At 39.9% G+C, this 21,973-nt stretch carries 17 protein-coding genes; 10 read left to right on the forward strand and 7 right to left on the reverse strand.

The genetic code is table 11. The features are described from left to right. The first annotated feature begins 3 nt into the window (after positions 1 to 3). Both ACUN24_RS13020 and ACUN24_RS13025 read left to right on the forward strand, forming a co-directional pair. Entirely contained in the window at positions 4 to 792 is a 789-nt protein-coding gene (locus ACUN24_RS13020) for a hypothetical protein (protein WP_445562858.1), read from the forward strand. A gap of 199 nt (positions 793 to 991) precedes the next feature. Next, positions 992 to 1,438 (forward strand): hypothetical protein, encoded by a 447-nt coding sequence (locus ACUN24_RS13025; RefSeq protein WP_445562859.1) that lies wholly within the window; start codon positions 992 to 994, stop codon positions 1,436 to 1,438. Between the two features lie 181 nt (positions 1,439 to 1,619). On the opposite strand, the gene ACUN24_RS13030 is transcribed toward ACUN24_RS13025, so the two are convergent. The 3 genes from ACUN24_RS13030 to ACUN24_RS13040 form a co-directional block, all read right to left on the reverse strand. Next, on the reverse strand, positions 1,620 to 1,784 hold the full coding sequence (locus ACUN24_RS13030) for a hypothetical protein (RefSeq protein WP_445562860.1): 165 nt from the start codon (positions 1,782 to 1,784) through the stop codon (positions 1,620 to 1,622). 620 nt (positions 1,785 to 2,404) lie between these two features. Continuing rightward, positions 2,405 to 3,358 (reverse strand): hypothetical protein, encoded by a 954-nt coding sequence (locus ACUN24_RS13035; protein WP_445562861.1) that lies wholly within the window; start codon positions 3,356 to 3,358, stop codon positions 2,405 to 2,407. 46 nt (positions 3,359 to 3,404) lie between these two features. After that, positions 3,405 to 3,533, reverse strand: a complete 129-nt coding sequence (locus ACUN24_RS13040) for a hypothetical protein (RefSeq protein ID WP_445562862.1) — start codon at positions 3,531 to 3,533, stop codon at positions 3,405 to 3,407. 1,182 nt (positions 3,534 to 4,715) lie between these two features. Between ACUN24_RS13040 and ACUN24_RS13045 the strand changes: the two genes are divergently transcribed. The 8 genes from ACUN24_RS13045 to ACUN24_RS13080 all read left to right on the forward strand — a co-directional run bounded on the left by ACUN24_RS13045 (position 4,716) and on the right by ACUN24_RS13080 (position 15,136). After that, the gene (locus ACUN24_RS13045) at positions 4,716 to 5,834 is read left to right on the forward strand and encodes a redoxin domain-containing protein (RefSeq protein WP_445562863.1); all 1,119 of its coding nucleotides are present in this window, start codon (positions 4,716 to 4,718) and stop codon (positions 5,832 to 5,834) included. 124 nt (positions 5,835 to 5,958) lie between these two features. After that, the gene (locus ACUN24_RS13050; RefSeq protein WP_445562864.1) at positions 5,959 to 6,549 is read left to right on the forward strand and encodes an RNA polymerase sigma factor; all 591 of its coding nucleotides are present in this window, start codon (positions 5,959 to 5,961) and stop codon (positions 6,547 to 6,549) included. 145 nt (positions 6,550 to 6,694) lie between these two features. Next, positions 6,695 to 7,870 (forward strand): FecR family protein, encoded by a 1,176-nt coding sequence (locus tag ACUN24_RS13055; protein WP_445562865.1) that lies wholly within the window; start codon positions 6,695 to 6,697, stop codon positions 7,868 to 7,870. Positions 7,871 to 8,135: 265 nt separating this feature from the next. Further along, positions 8,136 to 11,627 carry a SusC/RagA family TonB-linked outer membrane protein gene (locus ACUN24_RS13060; protein ID WP_445562866.1) on the forward strand — a complete coding sequence of 1,164 codons (3,492 nt, stop codon included), beginning with the start codon at positions 8,136 to 8,138 and terminating at the stop codon, positions 11,625 to 11,627. A gap of 20 nt (positions 11,628 to 11,647) precedes the next feature. Beyond that, positions 11,648 to 13,132 carry a RagB/SusD family nutrient uptake outer membrane protein gene (locus tag ACUN24_RS13065; RefSeq protein WP_445562867.1) on the forward strand — a complete coding sequence of 495 codons (1,485 nt, stop codon included), beginning with the start codon at positions 11,648 to 11,650 and terminating at the stop codon, positions 13,130 to 13,132. Positions 13,133 to 13,207: 75 nt separating this feature from the next. Then, positions 13,208 to 13,918, forward strand: a complete 711-nt coding sequence (locus ACUN24_RS13070) for a DUF4369 domain-containing protein (protein ID WP_445562868.1) — start codon at positions 13,208 to 13,210, stop codon at positions 13,916 to 13,918. Positions 13,919 to 13,928: 10 nt separating this feature from the next. Further along, a complete protein-coding gene (locus tag ACUN24_RS13075) occupies positions 13,929 to 14,447 on the forward strand; it encodes a TlpA family protein disulfide reductase (protein WP_445562869.1) in 519 nt (172 codons plus the stop codon). A 236-nt stretch (positions 14,448 to 14,683) separates the two neighbouring features. Further along, positions 14,684 to 15,136: a protein-disulfide reductase DsbD domain-containing protein gene (locus ACUN24_RS13080; RefSeq protein WP_445562870.1), complete on the forward strand. Its 453-nt coding sequence runs from the start codon at positions 14,684 to 14,686 to the stop codon at positions 15,134 to 15,136. Positions 15,137 to 15,379: 243 nt separating this feature from the next. On the opposite strand, the gene ACUN24_RS13085 is transcribed toward ACUN24_RS13080, so the two are convergent. The 4 genes from ACUN24_RS13085 to ACUN24_RS13100 all read right to left on the reverse strand — a co-directional run bounded on the left by ACUN24_RS13085 (position 15,380) and on the right by ACUN24_RS13100 (position 21,965). Then, complete coding sequence (locus ACUN24_RS13085) at positions 15,380 to 15,928, reverse strand: hypothetical protein (RefSeq protein WP_445562871.1); 549 nt, start codon at positions 15,926 to 15,928, stop codon at positions 15,380 to 15,382. A 373-nt stretch (positions 15,929 to 16,301) separates the two neighbouring features. Next, positions 16,302 to 17,165 carry a helix-turn-helix domain-containing protein gene (locus tag ACUN24_RS13090; RefSeq protein ID WP_445562872.1) on the reverse strand — a complete coding sequence of 288 codons (864 nt, stop codon included), beginning with the start codon at positions 17,163 to 17,165 and terminating at the stop codon, positions 16,302 to 16,304. A 359-nt stretch (positions 17,166 to 17,524) separates the two neighbouring features. Beyond that, on the reverse strand, positions 17,525 to 18,823 hold the full coding sequence (locus ACUN24_RS13095) for a TolC family protein (RefSeq protein ID WP_445562873.1): 1,299 nt from the start codon (positions 18,821 to 18,823) through the stop codon (positions 17,525 to 17,527). 10 nt (positions 18,824 to 18,833) lie between these two features. Then, positions 18,834 to 21,965 carry an efflux RND transporter permease subunit gene (locus ACUN24_RS13100; protein WP_445562874.1) on the reverse strand — a complete coding sequence of 1,044 codons (3,132 nt, stop codon included), beginning with the start codon at positions 21,963 to 21,965 and terminating at the stop codon, positions 18,834 to 18,836. Between the last annotated feature and the right edge of the window lie 8 nt (positions 21,966 to 21,973).

A 21,973-nucleotide genomic window follows, 5' to 3' on the forward strand; every position in this document is an offset into this window, starting at 1 on the left:
GTTATGAAGATTATTAGAAGAATATCAGGGAAAATTGAAGATTCATTAATGAAGAAGAATCTTGAAATACTTTTAAATGAAGATATTGGAACAGCTTATTTTTCGAAAGATATGGAAGAGGACTCACACGAATATGAAATGATTGCGAAAATTGTAGATAGTCACAATTTACACGATAGTATTATTGGCACAAAATTTTCTTCCCAAGAAATATTGGATTCAGAAATATTAGTTTTTACAGGAGGACGAGCTTTTGCTTATCCACAACCGGAATCACCCGATTATCTGACTAATACGTATAACGATAGTTGTCTTTATTGTGGCGTGTTTGGTGAACAAGAGAATGATTTTGTTATCAAGAAAGAACCAGATCTAAAAAAACAAAAAGTCATGACATTGAATTGGGTTTTTGGGGAATTATTCGCAGAAATAAATTCTTATGACCTGTATTTTAAACCAATGGGATTGGATAGTAGAACACTCAGTTTATCCAAAGGTGGTAAAATAGCAGAACATGTAGTCCAAGTAATTATTCCGTCTTTAGAAAAAGAAATAAAGATGGACGAGTTGGAATTTTCAAAATGCCCCGTTTGTAGCCGAATTAAATATATTCCAAGTACCATTGGTTTTTCCCCGAAACCTGAGATCGTAGACTTTAATATTGTTAAAACCGTGGAGTTTTTTGGAACAGGCCACTCAGCCAATCACAAAATTCTTGTAAATCATAATGTCATGAGATCCATGATCGAACAAAAAATGGCAAAATTACACCAGTTTGTGCCCTGTAGATAATTTTTACTAATTAACTCAAGTTGCTGTTTATAGTATTATTAAAACGATAAGTAAATTCTGTACTACACAGACCTAAAAAATCTCTGGTACAGGATATGTTTTTTCCAGAAGAGACGGAACAGTCTATATTTATAATCAATCTGGTGTAACGGCAACGATACCCCAAAAGCGTTTTGTAACCCCTAAAAAATAAAGACCTATGAAAAATTTTATGGCTGTTGCCATTTGCTTTCTTAATTCTGTTTTTATTTGCTCGGCACAACATAAAAATGATTTGGATAGCTTGATTAATGTGAGTATTGAAAAGCATATAATCTCTCAAGGAACAAAGGAAAGGCCTGCCGTCTTTGCAAGAGATAATACTTCTTCTGATTTTCAATTTTCAAAATCAATTACCGATAAAGTTAATTTTCTAAGCTATTCTTTATATACCAAGAAAGAGCTAAGTAAAGGAATAAGGGTTTTAAGGCTACTTCCTGTAATTTTGAGAGGTGATTTATTGACAATTACAATCTCAGATGACCTTGTTACAAAAAAAGGGAATAACATAAGTATTTCTGTAGGTAGCGGTTCTACCTATCAGTACCAGTATTCTTGTTCTAAGCAATACTGGGAGCTACTGGCCGTCAAAGCTTTTGGTATATAACTTATTGTTATAAAAGCTACCCCAAGCTTATGCGAACTTTTAGTCTGTGCCAAAATAACATTCCAAAGCCTAACGATGTAAAATTGTTGGGCTTTGTTTCCCCCCATCTAGTCTTAGCGTCTCGCTAAGAAAAATGTAACTTACTTAGCAAAGCCCGGCGGTTTAAAACTGTTGGGCTTTGTTATTTCTGTAAGAGTTCGACGAGCCTGACTTTAATGTCTCCGTAAGTCCGTGAATGAAGTTTAGCGAGCTGGGTAATCTTGATGCCTTCACTAAAACGTTCTGCCAACAATGCATCTTCATCATCATTCCATGGTAGTTTGTATATTTCGGAGAAACTAACCATGTGATTCCATGGCAAACTGACCACCTAATTTGCTGGCGAACAAACGTTGCAAATGCTATAGAAGCGTTAACAAATGACTTGTCCTGAATTACTTGTCGTTTTTGAGTTATGATACTAGAATTAGTTTACATCTTCTGAGTGGTACTTCACCGGAGTTCAGTTTTTTTAATCTTGGCTCCGGTTTTTTATTTCGTATTGATTTGCGCGTTATTAAAAATGATTAATTTTTTAAGTTTTGAAAGCACAAGTTAGCCACAACAGCTTCCCAACCACTAATACTTGAGCCAGAAAAGCAATCTGGTGATTTGATTAATAGTGCTTTCCAGAGGAAACAGGATAGTCAACATTTTTTTCATGTCTGTCTTTTTATAATAAGTTAAAGGGAAAATAGGATAATGTATTTAACTGGTATTTTTCCGGCTATCTGCATGTTTTACAGGGAAATCGCTTTTAACTTTTCTCTGATCATTCTTCTTCTTTCTGCATATGCCTAAGCGTTATGTTTGCCACGGAAAAACGAAAAACACGAAAAGACTTTAATTTCCTCCGTGATTTCTGTTTCCGTGGCTAATTAATTTTTGCACATGTTTTAAAAGCAATTTCACCGACATGTTTTAGCCTTATTTTCTAATCATTTCTAAAGTAATTGAGCCTTTTGGCAGATGTAATATTGCACCCCAGCTGGTTACTCTTCCTTTGGGCGTTTTACTCATCAAAGCACTCCAGTTTTTGTACTTGCCACTGGAGATTACCAGGGTAACCAACTTGCCATTTCCATAGATTTTCATTTCATAATTGTTCAATGCCTGCATATTTCCAGGACATATTTTCAACAGCCTTTCTTTATTGTTTTGATCATCAATTTTAGAATCTTCTGGCGTGGTATAGGTAACTACATCAATTTCCTGGTCTCTCTTTTTACACAGCTTACGGAAATCATCAATTTTCCCGTTATTGAGCAAATCTTTTAGATGAGAAAAATATCTAACGACCTCTTTTTGCAGCATATCTTGATCTTTTTTTCTCACATCCTCACTTTCGCTCCAGCCCTTTACTTGATAGGGTAAGTCTTTTACATCAAGCGCCCAGGTTTGTTCCCAAAACGGAACTTTGGTGCTTGGGGCTTTGATTTTTAACTCACCTTTGGTATAGTCTAACTCATTTGAATAGCCTAATGGATCATTTTTGTCAGCAACAGTTTTTAAAAAGTAGAGGTGCCATCTCGCAGTTTCATTAAAAATGAGGTCTGCTGGTGATAGCATTTTGTCAGATGCCTCTTCCTTAGGCAGAAATCTGATTTTCAAGGTATGCTTGCCATTACCTAGTAGATACGGGTTCAATTCAGTGGTATTACTGATGGTATTTCCATAATAAAAATCAATGAGGATATCGTCCAAATAGAGTTCATAGGGAGTAAGTGAATTCACATGAACTACATAGCTTACTTTATTTTTTACGGAATTGGAGCTTTCTAGCCGGTTCCCTTTTGCTGGGCTGCGCTTCTCATTTGGTGAATTTTGTTGGGAGATACCAAATATCATTAGTATGGAGCATAGGACTAAAGTAATTTTCATAAGATCGTTATTTGTCGTCTTTAGAGGCTGTTACTGGTCAACTGTTTTAGGTTCTTCTACCATTTCCCGGCGGAGAAGTTCCCTCTATACTTACACCAGCATCAACTTCTTCATGGATAAAATTAGTAGCATACGCATTGAATCCCGCCACCGTCACAACTAAGTATGCTAACATTTAAATGTACAAATTAAGATCAAATTTGTTTCTGATAGCTGGTCAATCTTTTTGGTTTTAAAAAAGATAAATTCCCGATTTCCCTTTTAATTTGATGAAACTTTTTGGTTGCCATGATCATCGATTTTAATCCCCCATCTGTCCGTAGTCTTGCGCCTTAGGTTGAGCTTAAGGAGACACGTATATAGGAGAGAGAAACCAAGTTGAGTTTAGAAACTCAAAACTATACCATAATCCGTAGAGTCGCTATGCTTAACTCTAAATCTAAAAGAAAAATCTTCATTATTATATTAATTCCCGGTTGCTGCAAACTGCCAGTAGATTATTGAAAATTAATTGGTGCGTCATCCTAAATTACCACAAAAGTACATCGCCGGTTATATAGGCGTAACACCCGGACTCTTAAGCAAGATGAAAAGCAATGGCTTACGGAAGCCGTAATCATCTAAAATCACCTCGATTCTAACACATTCTTAAATGAATTTTTTTTCTCCAAATCCTCAATTATAGGCTCAATAGGCAATAAAAGGCGATTTAAATGTTCAAAGTACTCCTGCTGATCGGTACTTGAAAGGCTTCGGTACCACCGAAGCTTTTTTGTTTGTTTATGGCATCAGTTTATATCCTTTTTTCTGCAAAATTAAATCGTTTTTACACCGGTTTTGTCTGGATTTACTACAGCGATTACAATTGTATAGATATTAGTTTTTGAATTTTGAAAGCCTGTTCTTCTAAAATATATCTTCGGTATCTTATTGGATACTTAAATTAAGTGATGGAAGCGTGCTATTGAATTGAGGGGCATTTATTGACAATATTCATTAATCTGAAAGAATTGAATCTGTCATATTTGAAAAATATAGAATTAATTGCCAGAAGCTTTTTTAATGAGGGTAAGGTAGCCTGATAGACAAACATTTTCATGGAAAGGAGATCAAACAAAATGTGCCCGGCATTTTACGAATAATACGCAGGTTAATACTTCAAAATGTTTATGCCTCTGTAAAACATTTTTTATTTTTTATATCCCGATTTTTCAACTGTTGCGTCTTTATGAAATATAAACCTGAGCTTGCTTTCAACGAAATTAATGGTTTAGCAGACAATCCGTAATCGATATAACCAGGCGAACGGCGATTTAAACTGCCATTCGCCTGGAAAATAAATACAAAATAAAATACAATGAGACAATATAGCATACTAGCCATTTTAGCCCTCACTTTAAATCTAGCATCCGCTCAGGATAAATCCTATCTGGTTCACGGCACAGTTCATGGTGCGATTAAGGATGGAAAAAAAATATATTCTTACTATGTCAACGGTCAGGATGTGGTAATGGATTCCACAACGGTAGTAAACGGGGCTTACACCTTGAAAGGTACAGTACCCGGCCAGGTCCTTCTTCATCTTGGAGGCCGCAGACTTGGAGGCGATGCTAAGATATTCGTTGCTCCGTCATCAAAAATTGAAGTAATCCATAACAAAACCTTAAAAGATGTGACCGCTTCAGGGTCATTATCTAATACAGAATACAATAAAGTGCGAACGGCATTGAATGTCTATTATAAGCAGATGGAGGAGTTTGATGTGTTGAATGCCGCCGCCAGAAAAGCTAAAGATACCGCCAGGGTTAAGTCGATACGGGCTGACAGTAAAAAGGTTTATGACAGTATGATCGAGCAGGTTTATCCAAATTACATCAAAAGCAATACAAATTCCCCTATTGCGCTTGCTATGCTTGATGAATATCTGGGCGGTAGTGTAGATGCAGGCAAACTGGAACCATTATTTCTTCCGCTTTCCAAGCAAATCAAGAGCACTCCGGAAGGAAAGCGATGGGCAGAAATATTGCGCAGATCAAACACGACCGCGCTGGGAAAAAAAGCACCGGATTTCGTACAAACTGATACGGCCGCTAATCCTGTAAAGCTTTCATCATTTAGAGGCAAGTATGTATTGGTTGATTTCTGGGCAAGCTGGTGCGGGCCATGTAGAGCTGAAAATCCGAATGTTTTACGAGCCTACCAAAAACTTAAGGATAAAAAATTTACTGTTATTGGCGTATCGATCGACGATAATAAAAGTGCCTGGCTGAAGGCCATAAAGCAAGACAGAATGCCTTGGACGCAAGTTAGCGACCTCAAGGGAAAAAAGAATGGGGCAGCAATCTTGTATGGTGTAGATGCCATTCCTCAAAATTGGTTACTAGATCCAGACGGTGTTGTTTTGGGAATTAATCTTCGGGGGGAGCATCTGACTGAGCAGATCGAAAAACTAATTGAAACAGCCAGGACCAGATAAGAGCAATAGAATATCATAAGAAAAAATGTGAACAAGAAAATTTTTGGATAATGCGATCTCCCCTTAAGCCATTTAGTGCACATTCTTTTTCAATTTGTATATTTGGCTAAAGTATACGTCGAAAATGGCAATCAAGCCCCTTCATAATGAAAAAGAATTGCTGCAAAGAATTGCGGAAGGGGATGACCGGGCCTTTGTTGAACTATTCCATGCCTATCATGAGCCCCTGGCAAAGTATGTGTACACACTTTTAGAGTCAGTGCAAATGTGTGAGGAGATTGTGCAAGATGTCTTCGTAAAGATTTGGGAAAACAGGGAAGCGCTCCCGAAGTTGGATAAGTTCACATCTTATTTATTTATCCTGACAAGAAATTACACTATAAATTGCCTCAGGAAGATTATAAAGGACAGAAAGCACGGACAGTTATATATAGATGATATTCTTCATTCGGGTGATGATACAGGCATGTTCAAGTTGGACGACGAATATCAGGATGTCCTCAATCGTGCAGTTGCACAGCTTCCCCAATCTCAACAAAAAGTACTTATGCTGAGACAAAAAGGATTAAAGACCAGAGAAATTGCTGAACAGATGGGTATATCTACCGACTCGGTCAAAAAATACCAACAATGGGCAGCCAGTTCGGTTACTAAGTTCATCAAATCACATACCGCCTTAGGGGTTTTATTGGCTATCATCAAATATCAGCAATAATTGTCCACTCATTTTGTGCTGAATTTCGATGATATATAAATTTCTTTAATTTTTTTCAAATTCTATATCCCGATTTTGAAATCTATGTGTCTTTAAAGGAGAGTGGGCTTGGGTTACTTAGGTCTTCAATTAGAATAGAAAAAAAGTGGACGAAAGACTAAATTATTTATTCAAGAAGCAGTTAGCTGACGAATGCTCTACGCAAGAGCGGCAGGAATTAATCCTGTTGCTTGCCGACCAAGGCAATGATCTTCAGGCCAAGGATCTGTTAAAGGATTATTGGGAAACATTTGATGAGGCAATTCACCCAAGCGTGTTCGAAAGCGGTCAAGGAGAGCGCATGATAAATAATCTACTAACAGATTACGTTTATACCACATCGAAACCAGTGAAAACCTTTAGCCTTTGGCCACGCATTGCAATTGCTGCCGCAGTTATGATTGTGGTTTCTATTGCAGGACTTTATTTCTATAATAATAACAAGTCTGAACAGGTTGTTTCTAATTTAGGGCAGAACATTTTTCCTGCTAATAATGGAGCTACCCTTACTTTGGCTAACGGAAAAAAAATTAACCTTTCGGATGTAGGCAGTGGGGAACTTGCAAAAGAGGGCAGTGTTATCATAACTAAAACTGCAAATGGGAAATTGATTTACCAGGTTAGTGGGGAAACAAATCAAGCTAATTCAATAAATACGATATCTACCCCTAAAGGAGAAACTTATCAGGTAGGTTTGCCCGACGGTTCTATGGTTTGGCTTAACGCTGCTTCTTCATTAACCTATTCAGCTAAACTGGTAGTTGATGGTAAACGGAGCGTGAAACTTGATGGCGAAGCTTATTTTGAGGTAGCAAAAGATAGGCGTCATCCATTTGTGGTACAAAGTAAAGGTCAGGAAGTGGAGGTTTTGGGTACACATTTCAATATTAACTCTTATGCTGATGAGCCTAATGTGGCAACGACATTATTAGAAGGTTCCGTTCAGGTGAGCAGTAGGAAAGACCAAAAGAAAATCAAACCTGGAGAACAAGCAACTTCTAATGGTGCAGCGATTGCAGTCGCGCTAGCGAATGTAGAGCAAGTTGTAAGTTGGACAAAAGGAGATTTTCATTTAAATCATGTGAATTTCAAAACAGCAATGCGGGAAATTGCCAGATGGTATAATGTGGAGGTTATTTATGACGCATCTGTGCCAAATGACATGGTATCTGGCGGATGGATATCAAGAGATCAACCACTTTCGGCAGTTCTAAGATCTATCGAATCCTCAGGTCTTGTTAAGTTTAAAGTGAAGGACCGGAAAATTTACGTCACGCAATAATATAGAACCAAATCAATCAACCATATCAATAACCTAACAACCAAACCAACATGAAGAAAAATCTACAAAACCAGACTTAGAAACAAAAAAACCAGCCCTAACATTGTTAGCACTGGTTCAGCTTGGAATTAACTTATCGTTTACCACAGCATCCTTCTCCGTCGAAAGTTGGGGATGTCTGTAAAACCAACCTAAACAAATGTATAGAATTTATACTATATGTACAGCTGTTTCTAAACCTCTGTATTCAAAAATTATGCTAATTATGCGATTAACTACCGTTATACTTCTAGCATCTCTCTTGCAGGTCAGTGCAGCAACATTTGGCCAGAAAGTTACGCTAAACAAAAAAAATGCCCCGTTAGAATCTGTATTAAGAGAGATCAGAACTCAAACTGGTTATGATTTCTTTTACGATGTTAAAATCCTTCCCAAGGACAAAAAAATTGATGTTGCCGTAAAAGATGCGACTATCGATGAAGTACTAAGATCTATTTTAACAGGTATCCCGCTTAGTTATACGATTGATGGTACAATTATCTCCATAAAAAAGCCTGAAGAGCCTTCATTTATAGAAAGGCTTCTTTCCAAATTTGCAGAGATTGATGTGCGCGGGCGAGTTGTTGACGAAAATGGAAATCCAATGCAAGGGGCTTCAATCTCCCTCAAAATCAACCCTAGAAAAGCAGTCACCAATGAAAAAGGAGAATTCTATCTACAGGGCATTGATGAAAAAGAGATTATCATTATTGTTTTTGTAGGTTACGAACCAATTGAAGTAGCTGCTAAACGGGATATTGGAACCATCCGACTAGTTCCGTCAAATAAAGAACTTTCTGGAGTAGAAGTTAAATATAATACTGGATATCAGCAGGTGTCCAGAGATCGAAGCGCCGGATCATTTGCTAAGCCCGATTTAAAAGTGATGCTAAATAGAACAAGTACACCCAATATCATTACGCGACTTGAAGGTTTAGTTCCCGGTTTAACTACCCGGGGGCCTGCGGGCGTATTAGTCCGTGGACAAAGTTCACTTAATGCAGGAACAGCCCCTTTGATAGTAATTGATGGGATTGAGTTCGATGGAACTATTGATCAGTTAACCAGGTTGAATGCCCAGGATGTAGAAGATATTAACATTCTTAAGGACGCTACTTCTGCTTCGATTTGGGGAGCAAAAGCAGCCAATGGGGTTATCGTAATTACCACAAAAAAAGGTAAGGCAGGTGATAAACTAAAAATCGACTATGATGGTTATTTAGCCTTTCAGGGTCGGCCAGACCTTGATTATGTTCAAAGACTAAATTCTCAGCAGTTTATCTCCGTAGCTCGCGAACTGTTTCCACAATATTATCCAACTAATAGTAGATACACTGGAGTTACTTCAGTTTTTAATAGCCTTCCGCATCTGCAGATCCAATATGATCTTGTTAGAAAAAAAATTACGCAGGGACAGGCTGATTTCAAATTGGACAGTTTAGCTAACCTGTCAAATACGAATCAGATTGCCGATCTGTTTGTTCGTGACGCGTCTTCGCTAAACCAAACAATTTCAGTTTCCGGTGGCGGAAAAGCACACACTTTTTATGGATCTTTAAATCATATTGGAACCCAAAATAATACTCCAGGAACACAGAACAATCAATATAAAATAAATTTAAACAATAATTTTGTCTTTGGTAAACGGATTACAGCTTCTGTTAATGCCGATTTAACAAATATTGTAGTAAGAACTGGAAATACGTATAATCCAAGCCGTACAATTGTTCCCTATCAAATGTTTCAGGATGCATATGGTGATCCTTTAAACGTTAATTATTTAGGTAGTTTACCGAACGGTAACGCATTTCCAGATTCGCTTAGGTCTATTTATCAATCAAGAAGCAGGCTTGATTTAAATTACAACCCTGTTCTTGAGCAAGATAGGGCATATAGTACAATTAATGGCTTATATGCCAGGTTGGTAGGTAGCGTCAACGTAAATATTCTAAAAGGACTTGATTTTCAGGGCACATATGGTTACAACGTTAGTAATGTAAACACAAGAGATGTGCTCAATGAGAATAGTTATGCTATGAGGATGCAGGTAATGCAATTCACAGTGGCCCCTAACCCTACAGTAACACCAGTCTATAATATACCTGCCAGTGGCGGAAGATTAAATACGTCAACAAATACCTCAAATGCATGGACATTAAGGAATCAATTGCTTTATAACCGGGATTGGAATAAACACCAGTTATCAATAATGGCCGGTCAACAGGCAACAAGTAGTACGCCAGTAAGTACTACAGCTGTGTATTATGGATGGGATGACCAACTTCAAACTTCAAGGCCGGTAGATTTGGCTAGATTGGCTGCAGGAGTTACTGGTGCTATAGCGGGGACCGCTACACTTGCTGGGAATAATGTCGGCGGCGGAGAGGGACGGGTTGCCAGAACCACTTCTTACTTCGCTAACCTCGGTTATACTTTTGATAGAAAATATACGCTAAACGCAAGTTGGAGAATTGATGAAAGTAATTTGTTCGGAAGGGATAAATCCGCACAAAACAGACCTGTATATAGTATCGGTGGTAAATGGGCTCTGGGTAGAGAAAATTTTATGAAGCCGGTGAATTGGTTAGATCAACTTGATTTCCGTTTAACCTATGGTATTACCGGAAATGCACCAACAGTTGGGGCTGCGGCATCTTATGATATTTTAACAGCATCAAATGATGTTAATTATGTTACCGGGGCAGGATTTTTATTGTCATCGCCAGCTAATTCCAAGCTAACCTGGGAAGGAACCAAAGTGTTCAATGCGGGGATAGATTTTGCTATATTTAAAAATAGATTGAGCGGATCTATAGAAGGCTACATTAAAAAGACGCAAGATCTGATCGGCGACCTATCTACCTCACCATTTACGGGGTACGAATTTGTTATTGGCAACTATGGCAATCTTGAGAATAAAGGGATTGATATCGGCCTGAATTCCAATAATATCAGGACCAGGGATTTCACGTGGAGCAGTGGCTTTACCTTTAGCTATAATAAAAATAAGCTAACACAATTGCGTGGAAACGCGCCTGCAACTGGTGCTGCTTTGGTGAGTACCAACAGACTTGTTGGCTATCCGTTAAATACCCGTTTTGCTTATAATTACGGGGGCTTGAATTCGGTTGGTGATCCGCAGTTTATACGAGCTGATGGAAGTATGTCTGCAGCAATTAATGTTGCCACACCAGATGATATCCTTTATATGGGAACTTCGCAACCAGTTTGGTCTGGCGGCTTACAAAATAGTTTTAGATACAAATCTATTGAATTAAGCGCAAGTATTATCTACAATGGGGGTTACGTAGTACGTAGCAACGTCAATCCGACTACCAACGAACAGGTAATTGCAACCAATAACTTGCAATTAGGATTCTTAAACCGTTGGAAAGTTCCTGGCGATGAGCTCAGAACAGATATTCCTAGATTTGCACCGTCTGCAGCGATTGCCAATGCCCGTAATTTAAGTTACTATATCAGCTCTCAGCAGTTTTTTTTAGATGGGGCTTACGCTAAGCTTCGAGATGTGACGCTAGCTTACAGCCTTCCTCAAACGGTGGCGAAACACATCAATGCTCAGGCCATTTCCTTTAGGATTCAAGTAAATAACATATTGCTGTGGACCGCAAATGGTCAAGGTATGGATCCAGAATTTACAGGAACCATTCGCGACGCTCAAGGTACGGTAAGTTTAGGTGCTCATATTACCTTTTAATTATTAATAAATTGATAGATATGAAAATTTTCAAAAAATATATAATAGGGTCATTATTGCTTTTTTCGATGTTATCGCAGGTTTCCTGTAAAAAGGAATTTTTAGAAATTATACCCAAAGGGCAAACGATTGCCATCACTACCGGAGATTATGAAAAGATCTTAAATGCTAATTACATTGCAACCAGCTTCGAGCCCAGTGTATATAGGGGAGACGAGATGGCTGGGTTAAATCCCTTTTTTAACAATTTGAGTGGAGCCGTTTTACTCCGTCAACAGCGTTTGTTTAGATATGAAGACCGGGTCTATGATAATGATCAACTACCAAATGAAATTACAAACGTAAACGGCTATATCCGCAAACTTTATCTCTTCAATAAAGTAATCAATGAAGTAATGGATTCGAAAGAGGGTATGGAAGGACAAAAGCTGGCATTATTGGCCGAAGCGAAAGTAGGCAGGGCAATTTGTAATTTCATGTTCCTTTCTGATTTTACGAAACCCTATAACGCTACAACGGCCGGTACTGATCTGGGAATTCCAAGCCTTACAACAGCAGATGTTAACCAAAAGGATTTTGTGCGTGGCACTTTACAGGAAGGCTATAATCTGGTGATTAAGGATTTAATGGATGCCCTGCCTAATTTGGGAGCAATTACGCATCGTCGTAAAATTTCCAAACTAGCGGCCGAATTTTATCTTTCCAGGGTTTATATGGCCATGAACAATTACACTGCAGCCAGGCCGCATATAGATGCTGCTTTCACAGAACTTGCAAAAGCAACAATTCCATTAGGGTTTTACGACTATACAATAGTATTAAATCCTGATAACCAGACCGCAGCCGGTTCATGGTTTCCTGATAGTGGATTTGGCCTTGACAATGAGCCACTAGCAGCTAACAATATGGAAGTAATTTATAATATAACGGCTGGATGGCGCCAGCTTTCAGCTATTGATGCATTCGTTTTTAGCCCGCAAACGGCCAGCTTGTATACTTCAACCGACCGACGGCTAAGTTTATTTACGCCTTTTCAAATATCCACTACTTCTCCTAAGCCGCTCGGAATGAGGCGAAGAGCGTCCTTTTTTGATGGAGTTAACGTGGGTCCTTCACTTCCTGATATGTATTTAATGCGTGCTGAAATAAAAGCGAGGGCGAATGATTTAGTAGGTGCTGTGGCAGATTTGGAAGTCCTTCGGGCAAAAAGAATTGCAGGAACTGCATTCAAAGTCCCTGCGGATGTGGGTTCTGATCAGCAGGCGTTGGTGCGGTTCATTTTGGATGAACGTATCCGGGAATTTGCCATTACTGGCCTTCGTTGGTTAGATATGCGTCGCTTGTCCCAAGATCCGATTTACAACAACCATGTTGATTATACGCACGAAATCTATAATGCCAATGGAACTGTGGCATCCACGTATCAGCTTAAGCCAGAAAGATTTGTGTTGAAGTTTGGCGAGCGGATGCTTAATGAAAGTAATGGCCTGGTAGATAATCCATAATAGTGTGCTGACGAACTGCAATCCTAATCGCGGTTCGTCTAAATTGATTAAATTTTAACTGATTAACATATATAAATGAAATACTTGATATTAAATGTGCTACTCCTTTCTACACTTTTTGTCAGTGCACAAGAACTAGAGTTTACGGGGAATCTTATTGGTTTGCAAAACAATACAAAAGTAATTTTGAGCGACCTGCGGTCTAGGCTCTCTGGGAAAAGATTTCATGATACAGCATCGGTGAGCAATGGTGTATTTAAGTTTAAAACAGTACTTCCTGGTGCCGGGACATACGCACTTCGGGTAGCACTTATAGGGCAAAACCCTGAGCATCGCAAACTATATCTCGATGGAGGGAAAGTGCAGTTACAGGGAAAGCGTGGTGAGCTAAAAAAAGCAAAAGTATCAAGTGATGCGCCTTACATGATGGATTATATCCTATTTACTGAGTTGTTGGAAAGCCAGGATGTTTTTTCGAGAAAAAAATTACTTATTGATACTTCTATGATGCGTATGGCCGAAACAGGATCTTACGATGGACTTCTCAAAGCACCGGGTCTTTTAGATCGAATGATGAAGGTAGAAAAAGAAGCTAAGGCTAAAGAGACCGAGCTCGCAAAGAAATGGTTGGTAGAAAACCCAAACTCCGATATTAATGCCTATATCATACAAACTTATTTGCGGAGTAAAATCAATGAAAGCCCGGTTAAGGAAGCTATTATCAAACTCAGTCCTGCTGCCCGCAGATCTTTTCCCGGAATAATTTTAACAAGTACATCAAAATAAAGACAATACTATGAAAGCAAAATTAGCAATTACATTAATCGTGGTTTCGTTCGCAAGTCATGTGTATGGGCAATCAAAAACAAATGCCACTGTCAAGGAAAAGTCGGATCTTTCAATGGGAGGATTAGCAATAGGAACAAAAGCGCCAGCTATTAACGCAGTAGAATGGCTATCTGAAGTGCCAAATCTCACTGGAAAATTTGTTGTACTCGACTTCTGGGGCACAAGTTGCAAGCCTTGTATTTCTGGCTTTGCCCACGTTAATGAACTTCATCGAAAGTATAAAGACAAAGCAGTCTTTATAGCGGCCACAACAGATGAATCTCCAGAAGAAATTTATGCATTTGATGGTCCACCAGTTGAGTTTTATAGCATGATGCAAAAGCCTAGTACCTGGAAAGATTTTAATATTCAGGGCATTCCCCACATGATTGTAATTGATCCCAAAGGAATCGTTCGATTTTCTGGAAATGGAATTGATGTGAATGACAAGATGCTTCTAGATCTTTTTGCGAAATACGGCAAGTAATAACACAATTAGGAAAATGAGCCGAACGAAGCTTACAATATACAAGCAACTTCCAGTAAAATTTTTTTAGATCCAATGGGCAATATCAGGTTTTATGGTGTGGGTTACACAGGTTCTACAAATAGAGATTACTGTAAGTTGAAAGCTAGGGTAGAATTCCCAAAACTAAAGCAACTAGAGGTAATACAACACAAACCGGAAAATAAAAACGATTAATTTAAGGTAAAAACAAATACATGAGAAAGATATTATTCTTATGGTGTATATCGATAGTATACATTTCAAATGCCCATAGCCAGATATTAGAACCTGTAAAGTGGAGCTATTCAGTTAAAAAGACGAGTGGTACAACAGCTATTATCTACATAAAGGCAACAATTGACAAGGGGTGGCATTTATATTCACAAACGCCTAGTGATGGCGGCCCCACTGCAACACAGTTTACATTTTTTACATCAAAGAGCTTTAGTAAAATTGGTAAAACAATAGAGCCAAAACCAATTACGAAGTTTGAGCCTGCATTTTTTATGGAGATAAGCTATTTTGAAAATTCCGTTATATTTCAGCAAAAGGTGATGCTATTGGCTAAAGATGTTGTAATCAAATGTAATGTAGAATTTATGGCATGTAATGACAAAAAGTGTCTTCCACCCTCGGTAAAAGAATTTAGCGTCCCCATACGCCGCTGACGAGTCGAAAGCAAGTCCATCACCTTCAATTTGCTCTAATAAGTGCCTATTACCGCAGTAAAGGTATTGTTGGCTTAGATCAATCTTTAGTAAACAACAACATGAATAAGCTAAAACTTGGCCTACCCGGTGTTTTTTATCTTATCTTCTTTAATGGATATAGTTAAGGTAACCCAGAAGCTAAAAAAATTGAGGAACTAATCACCAATTGTATAAACAAAGCGATAGAAAAGATATTTGTGCTCAAGCGTTACTTATTTGATCGGTACAGCTATCCTTTTCGATTGGCTTGAAAACAATCACATGTGCCAGTTCTTTTTCTTCAGCATAAGCGAACTTTACTTTCATATTGTAATATATCTTTTCATCAAGGAACTTTACCGCGTACTGCTCTCTAAGTTGTGGTCTATTGATAATACCCATCGAAAGTCCCATATATTGCTCGGCAGTCTGATCAAACTTATTATTTACTGCAATAATTTTCATTTTGCACATTAGTCGACAGGCAAAATCCTCAGAAGGAATGGCCCTGAAATATTGGTCTGTATGATAGTATAATAATCTTTCCCGTTTATATGCTGTTGGAGAAAGATAGATGGCAACCAGATGGGCGTAACTTAAAATTTCACGCTGAAATTCTGCTGTTAAGATAAAATCCTTTTTAAGCTGCGGTATGGGGCTGGAAAAAATTGAGAAGGGCAACGTTGACTTATTGTTTAATGCTTTGTTAAAGATCTGGCTCAACCAGCCTGAACTAATAGTGTCGGCATCCTGTTTAAAATTGTTGTTCATGGTTGGTTAATGATTTAAAATTGGCAATGATACAGTTGGAAATGAGTGTTTTAATCAAAAAAAATACCGAACTGTCAAAAATGGGGTCTTAACCATATTTATAGAAAGCTGAAGTGTAGTGTTTTTACATCTGGACAGACCAAAGGTCTTATTTGCCTATAACTTTACATTTTGCAACTAAACCTAGAAGCACTGCATAAGAATGCGATATCATTGATTTGGCGAGCTATCTGTTTTGACAGCTCGCTAAAAGTATATATATGTGCTGACGAATATTGGTTTTATTGCGTACTGAAAAGCTGATTTTAAGGCATAGAGATATAGGCTATGGATCGGTTTTCCATTCCTCAATAAAAAGCATTTATATCTATATCTATTGAAGGGAACTCCCCCGAAAGGAACCCGGAGATTGTCCGGATGTCTTATTGAAGACACGATGAAAATAGCTATAGTCGTTGAATCCCAATCGGTCTGCGACTTCTTTCAAGGGTAGGTTAGAATAGACCATTAGCCGCTGGGCTTCCTTGATCACTTCCCCATGTATTAAATCTGTTACGGAAAACCCTGTCACTCTTTTTACCACATCATTGAGATAACCAGTAGTGATGTTCATTTCAGAGGCAAATTCGGATGGCTTTTTCATGACAGTATCCCGTCGTAACAGTTGCCAAAATGTTTTGGCAATTTCTTTATGCCGTGGTGAATACTCAATGAGTTCCTTGTTTTCCTTTAATTCATATACCGAGGAAATCTGATAAACATAAGCCATAAGCAACGCCTGTATGGTTTGTTTTCTAAAAATATCTGTTCTTCCTTCATGATAGACCGTATTCATAGTATCAAGCATATTTCTTATTAGTGCCGCCTGACTGGTGGACAGATCCATTGGTATCGTTTCGGACAGGAATTGGTCGAGCAATGTTCTGGCTTTTTCACTGATAAGCGCATGCTCAAAAAAGAGCACCCATCCCAGGCAATCTTTTTTTGACAATAACTGAAGTACCTGTCCAGGATAGGATAGGAACAAAGTATTTTCCTTGAGGGTCACTTTGTTGAAATCGATCAGAAATTCCATCTCTCCGCTTTCGAGCAGGATACAGAAATAATGGCCATGTCTATGCGGAAGCGAAATATCGTGTGGCGTCACTAAAGATTCTTCAGGTTCAATTTTCACGATGTTCATTCCTGAAACAGATTCGGTGACCGAATGGGTCGGAATCTTCTTGTTTTTAGCCATTTCTATTGATCTTAATTGTCTGTGACAAATGCTGATTTTGTGAATATGCAAATATACTTTATGGTACGTATCTTTCCGTCAGTAATAACCCGGTCAAAGTTAGATGTTTCCATTGGGAACCAGACGCCGAACAGTAGTGATGTCCAATGCTATAAACAGCTGCCTAAGCTCCTATTCTGTCATGCCGCCAGGCAATGTAAATGCCTGGCGGTTCGTTCCATGGAACCATTAATATAATGATATCCATTTTGTGATATTTTCATTCTTAATAACTTATGGTTTCCTGTTAATGCTTTGCCTGGTATAAACCGTTCTTTTGGTTTTTAATTGGCATCCGTATTATTTATACAACATTGATGTTAACGATCTATTGAACCAGTTGCTTTCTGGTATGCGGCCGCATCAATTTTATATTGAACCTTTGCTTCCAGCAGGTTACTCTTTGCCTGCTGCCAGATTGTTAGTGCTTCCAATACATCCTTGCCTACGATTGTTCCGGCCTTGAAACGGTCATTACTTAGTTTAAGGTTTTCCTCTGCCTGGCTTAGTGATAAATCAGAAAGTCCTATCCGTTTTACACTCTGGCCAAGTTGCAGAAATGCTTGCTGTACTTCAAGAGTAACCTGTTCTTCCCGTTCCTTTAACTGATAGCGTTGTGCGGAAACTTTGAACTGCTGTTCCTGTATTTTTTTTCTTTTTCTACCCCAGTCGAAAACAGGTATGTTTATGCTAAGCATACTGTAATATGAAGCCATGAAATTATCTTTATTAGTGGGATTGATCCCGCTTTTTCCAAATGCTGTTATCCCGTTCAATGCCAGGCTCACACCAGGCCTAAGATCAGCCGCTAACATTTTTTGTTGCAGCTCTGCTGTTGATACCGACGTTTGAAGGATCTTTATTTCCGAACGATTGCTTGGCGCCTGTTGCATCGGGGAATTATCTATTACAGTATTTATTGGCGCGTCCAGGAAATCCGCCACTGTAAAATCCGTGCTGTCTGTCAATCCCGTAACCTGTGCCAGGTATAGCTTTGCCATGGTCAGGTTGTCCTCTGCATGTGAAATGTCAAGCTCGTTTGCATTTTGTTGTACCTGAGCCTGCAGTACATCATTTTTATAGGTAGTCCCGGCAGTGAAATGGTTATTGAGGTCGGTATAAAGGGCAGCCAATTGTTTTTTAGTTTGCAGGGCGAGTTTGATCCGTTCCATGGCAGATACCACCAGCCAATAGGCCCTTTCGGTGGTGAAGAGTACCTCAGTTGTAACAAGAACTTTCTGCTCCTGCCGTATCTCTACACCATTTGCTGCGATCTCCTTGCCAAGCCTAACCTTGCCACCTGTATAGATGGGCTGCGTGATACCCAGGCCAGAGCTTAGCCCATATTCGGGAATAATAGTATTTAATGGTTTCCCGAAATAAAAACCGGTTATAGAGCCATCCAAGGAGGGCCTTCCTCCAACATCCTGTTGTGCTTTCTGCGCCCTGGCAGCATTGATGTCTTCCATTGCGGCCTTGATGTTATTGTTCCTTTCCAGGGCCATCTGCCTGCAGCGTTCCAGCGTCAAAACCTGCTGCGCCCTTGTTATTTGCGGGATTATACAGCCTATAAACAACAGGGGCATACAGGCTAATATTTTCTTTATCTTGAATTTCATTTTATTATTTTTAGTGATGTGCTGGTTTATACTGTATGTGCTCATCTGCATCAGGTTGTCCATCTTCTTCGTGTGCCTTTACCGGTTTGATGAATTTATAATAAAGCACCGGGACAATGAAAAGCGTCATGACCATAGAAACGATCACACCGACAGCCAGCACACTGCCAAGTGGTGCCCACATGGGTGATTGGCTTGCGATCATCGGTATAAGGCCAATGGCAGCAGCAGAGGAGGTAAGGAAGATTGGGCGCATTCTTCTTTTTGCGGCGGATAAGGCAGCAGCCTTTATCGTATAACCATGTTCAAGTATGAGCTCATCCGTATAATCCACCAGAATAATACCGTTGCGGACCACGATGCCCATCAGGCTGATGATTCCCATGAATGCAAAGAAGCCCATAGAGTTGCCCGTTAGATACAGTCCCAGCATGGCACCCAAAAGACTCAGCGGAAAGGTAGAAAGTACGATCAGTACTTTTCCCATGCTCTTGAACTGGAACAGAAGCACAAGAAAGATGAGTATCAGACTGATCATAAGAGAGGTACCCATGTCTGGCCCGCTCTCCTGAGAAGCTTCGTCTTCACCACCATAACTGATCCTGATGCCTTCGGGCAGCTTCAATTTGTCTATTTGAGGACGTATTGACGCGATAATGGCACTGGCCTTTACACCCATCTGTGATTCTGATGAAACAGTAAGGGTACGCAGCCCATTACGGTGAGCAATAGCACCAGTGTGCCAAGATGGCTGAAGGTCAACTACCTCTTTCAGTGGTATCTTGGTATTGTATCTGGACGTGAGGCTAAGCTGTTCCAGGGAGCCAAAATCCGATCTGTTGCTGGTATCCAGTCGCAATAGTATATCGACCGGTTTGTCTCCCTCCCATAATCTGGATACCGGGTAACCGTTTATTTCGGCACCCAGGGTTTGGGTAATCAGCGCCTTACTGATACCGAGCCTGCTAGCCTGGTCTTCCTTGATGCGCGCATTGATACCGAAATAATCACGTTGGTAATCTGTCCTGATCCAGTTTGTACCCTTAGCGTTGGATAGGATAGCCTTAACCTGAAGTGCAACTTTTTTCTGGTCGGCCAAATCCTCACCGATGATACGTATCTCGACCGGTGCCGGCTGTTCTTTGATCGATAACTGGCGTACGCGTACATAACCATTCGGCAGGAAGTTCTCGAATTTCCTGAGATATTCTTTGATCATCTCTTCAGTTGCATCTTCACTTACCGTATTGATGAAGATCTGCGCATAGTTTTCTCTGGCTGGCTCCGGTGCATAGGTCGAATAGAAACGCGGCGAGGATGTGCCGATAAAACTTGCGGTCGTCACGATACGTTTATCCCCCTTTATGGCAGCCTCAACCTTTTGGACCGCTTTCTCCGTTTCAAGGACACTGGTTCCATTCTGCATCCATAGTTCGAGGTTGAACTGGTTCCTTTCTACGATGGGAAAGAACTCGGTTTGTACATGTCCACCGATAAAGAAAGCAAGGAAGACTGAAAGAACCCCTGCTGTCAGCGTACTCTTTGGCCAGTACATACAGAATTCCACGGCCTTGTTATATCCGTCTTGTAAACGATCCAGTATATTCTTTTTTAAAGGACGTTCACTCATCTTTTGTTTGAGGCCCTTTTTCAAAAAGATATAACAGAGATAAGGTGTCAGGAAAATTGCCACCAAAAATGACGCGGTTAGTGCTACACCAATGGCAACAGGCAGTGCCTGGATGAATTCCTTCGACATGCCATGCAGGCAGATCGCTAGTGGGGCAAAGGCAAAGATAATGGCCGCCGTGGCTGTAAATACGGGTACCATTAACTGGGTAGCACTTTGCCAGGCGGCCGTCCATGAAGCTACACCCTCATCAAGCTTTTCGATATAATTATCTACAATAACGATGGCATCGTCTACGACCATACCCAGTACAATAATTAATGCTGCAAGCGTTACCTGGTGGAGTTCGATGCCGATTATGTTAAGCACAGCAAATGTAATCGCTATAGAAACAGGTGCCGCAATGGCGGAGATCGCGGCAACACGTAATGGCAGCAGCAGCATTACAACCAATATCACGGATAGGATGGCGATGCCAAACTCCAACATGAAATGGCCAAGGCGCTCTTTGACCACCGTAGGCTGGTCCACAATTGTCTTTACACTGACATCACCAGGAAGGTTGCTTCTTACTTCAGCGACCTTTTGCTCCAGTTGCTTCCCCAGTTCCACGATGTTGCTTCCAGGCTGCATTTCTACAGTCAGCATCATCACATCGTTGTTACCAACTTTGATCTTGTTTTTGAGTTCCTCATAACGGCGTTCGATCCTGGCCACATCTTTTAGCCTTACCACGATTCCCGCAGGTGTACTGTATATGATCTGGTCGCCGATGGCAGTTTCGTTTTTGAAACGACTGCCTGCAAAAATAGGTATCTTGCTCGCTTCCAGGGTAAGGTCGCCGGTAACCTGGGTTACATTTTGCGCCTGTAAAACCGTTGCTATAGTATGTAGGTCAAAACCATATTGCCGTAACTTTTCATCCTGTACTGTGATGTATATCTGTTGCCGCTGTCCGCCATAACGTTTGATCTTGGAGACTGCCGGGATCGTTTTGATACCATCCTCCAGCCGGTCAAGATATTTTTCAATATCGGCATAAGAGCGCCCTGGGGCAGTGACGGTTATCATCTGGGCTACCACATCCCCAAAATCACTGTTGACTACGGGACCAAGTACCCCCTCGGGTAGTACGCCCCTCATATTCATGTTGAGGCCATGCTGCAGGGTGCTCCAGAACTTCTTAGTGTCTTTTACATTGTCGTTCAACTCCGCGGTAATGATCACCTGACCTTCCTTCGTTTCCGACTTGGTTTTACTTTTTCGGATTTCCTCGAAACTAAAAAGATATTGCTCTATTTTGTTGGTGACTTCTTTCTCCATCTGGATCTCATCTGCTCCAGGGTAGGCGGCTATGACAAGCGCTTGCCGGACAGTAATCCTGGGATCTTCGCTACGGGGCATGGTAAATAGGGCAATGACGCCTGCCATAACCAGTATTGCTGTTATTGCTAACGTTATCTGAGGATAACGCATAGCCGCCTCGATAACATTTATTCTTCTTTTCTTCATTTTAATGA

Source organism: Pedobacter sp. WC2501, assembly GCF_052682415.1.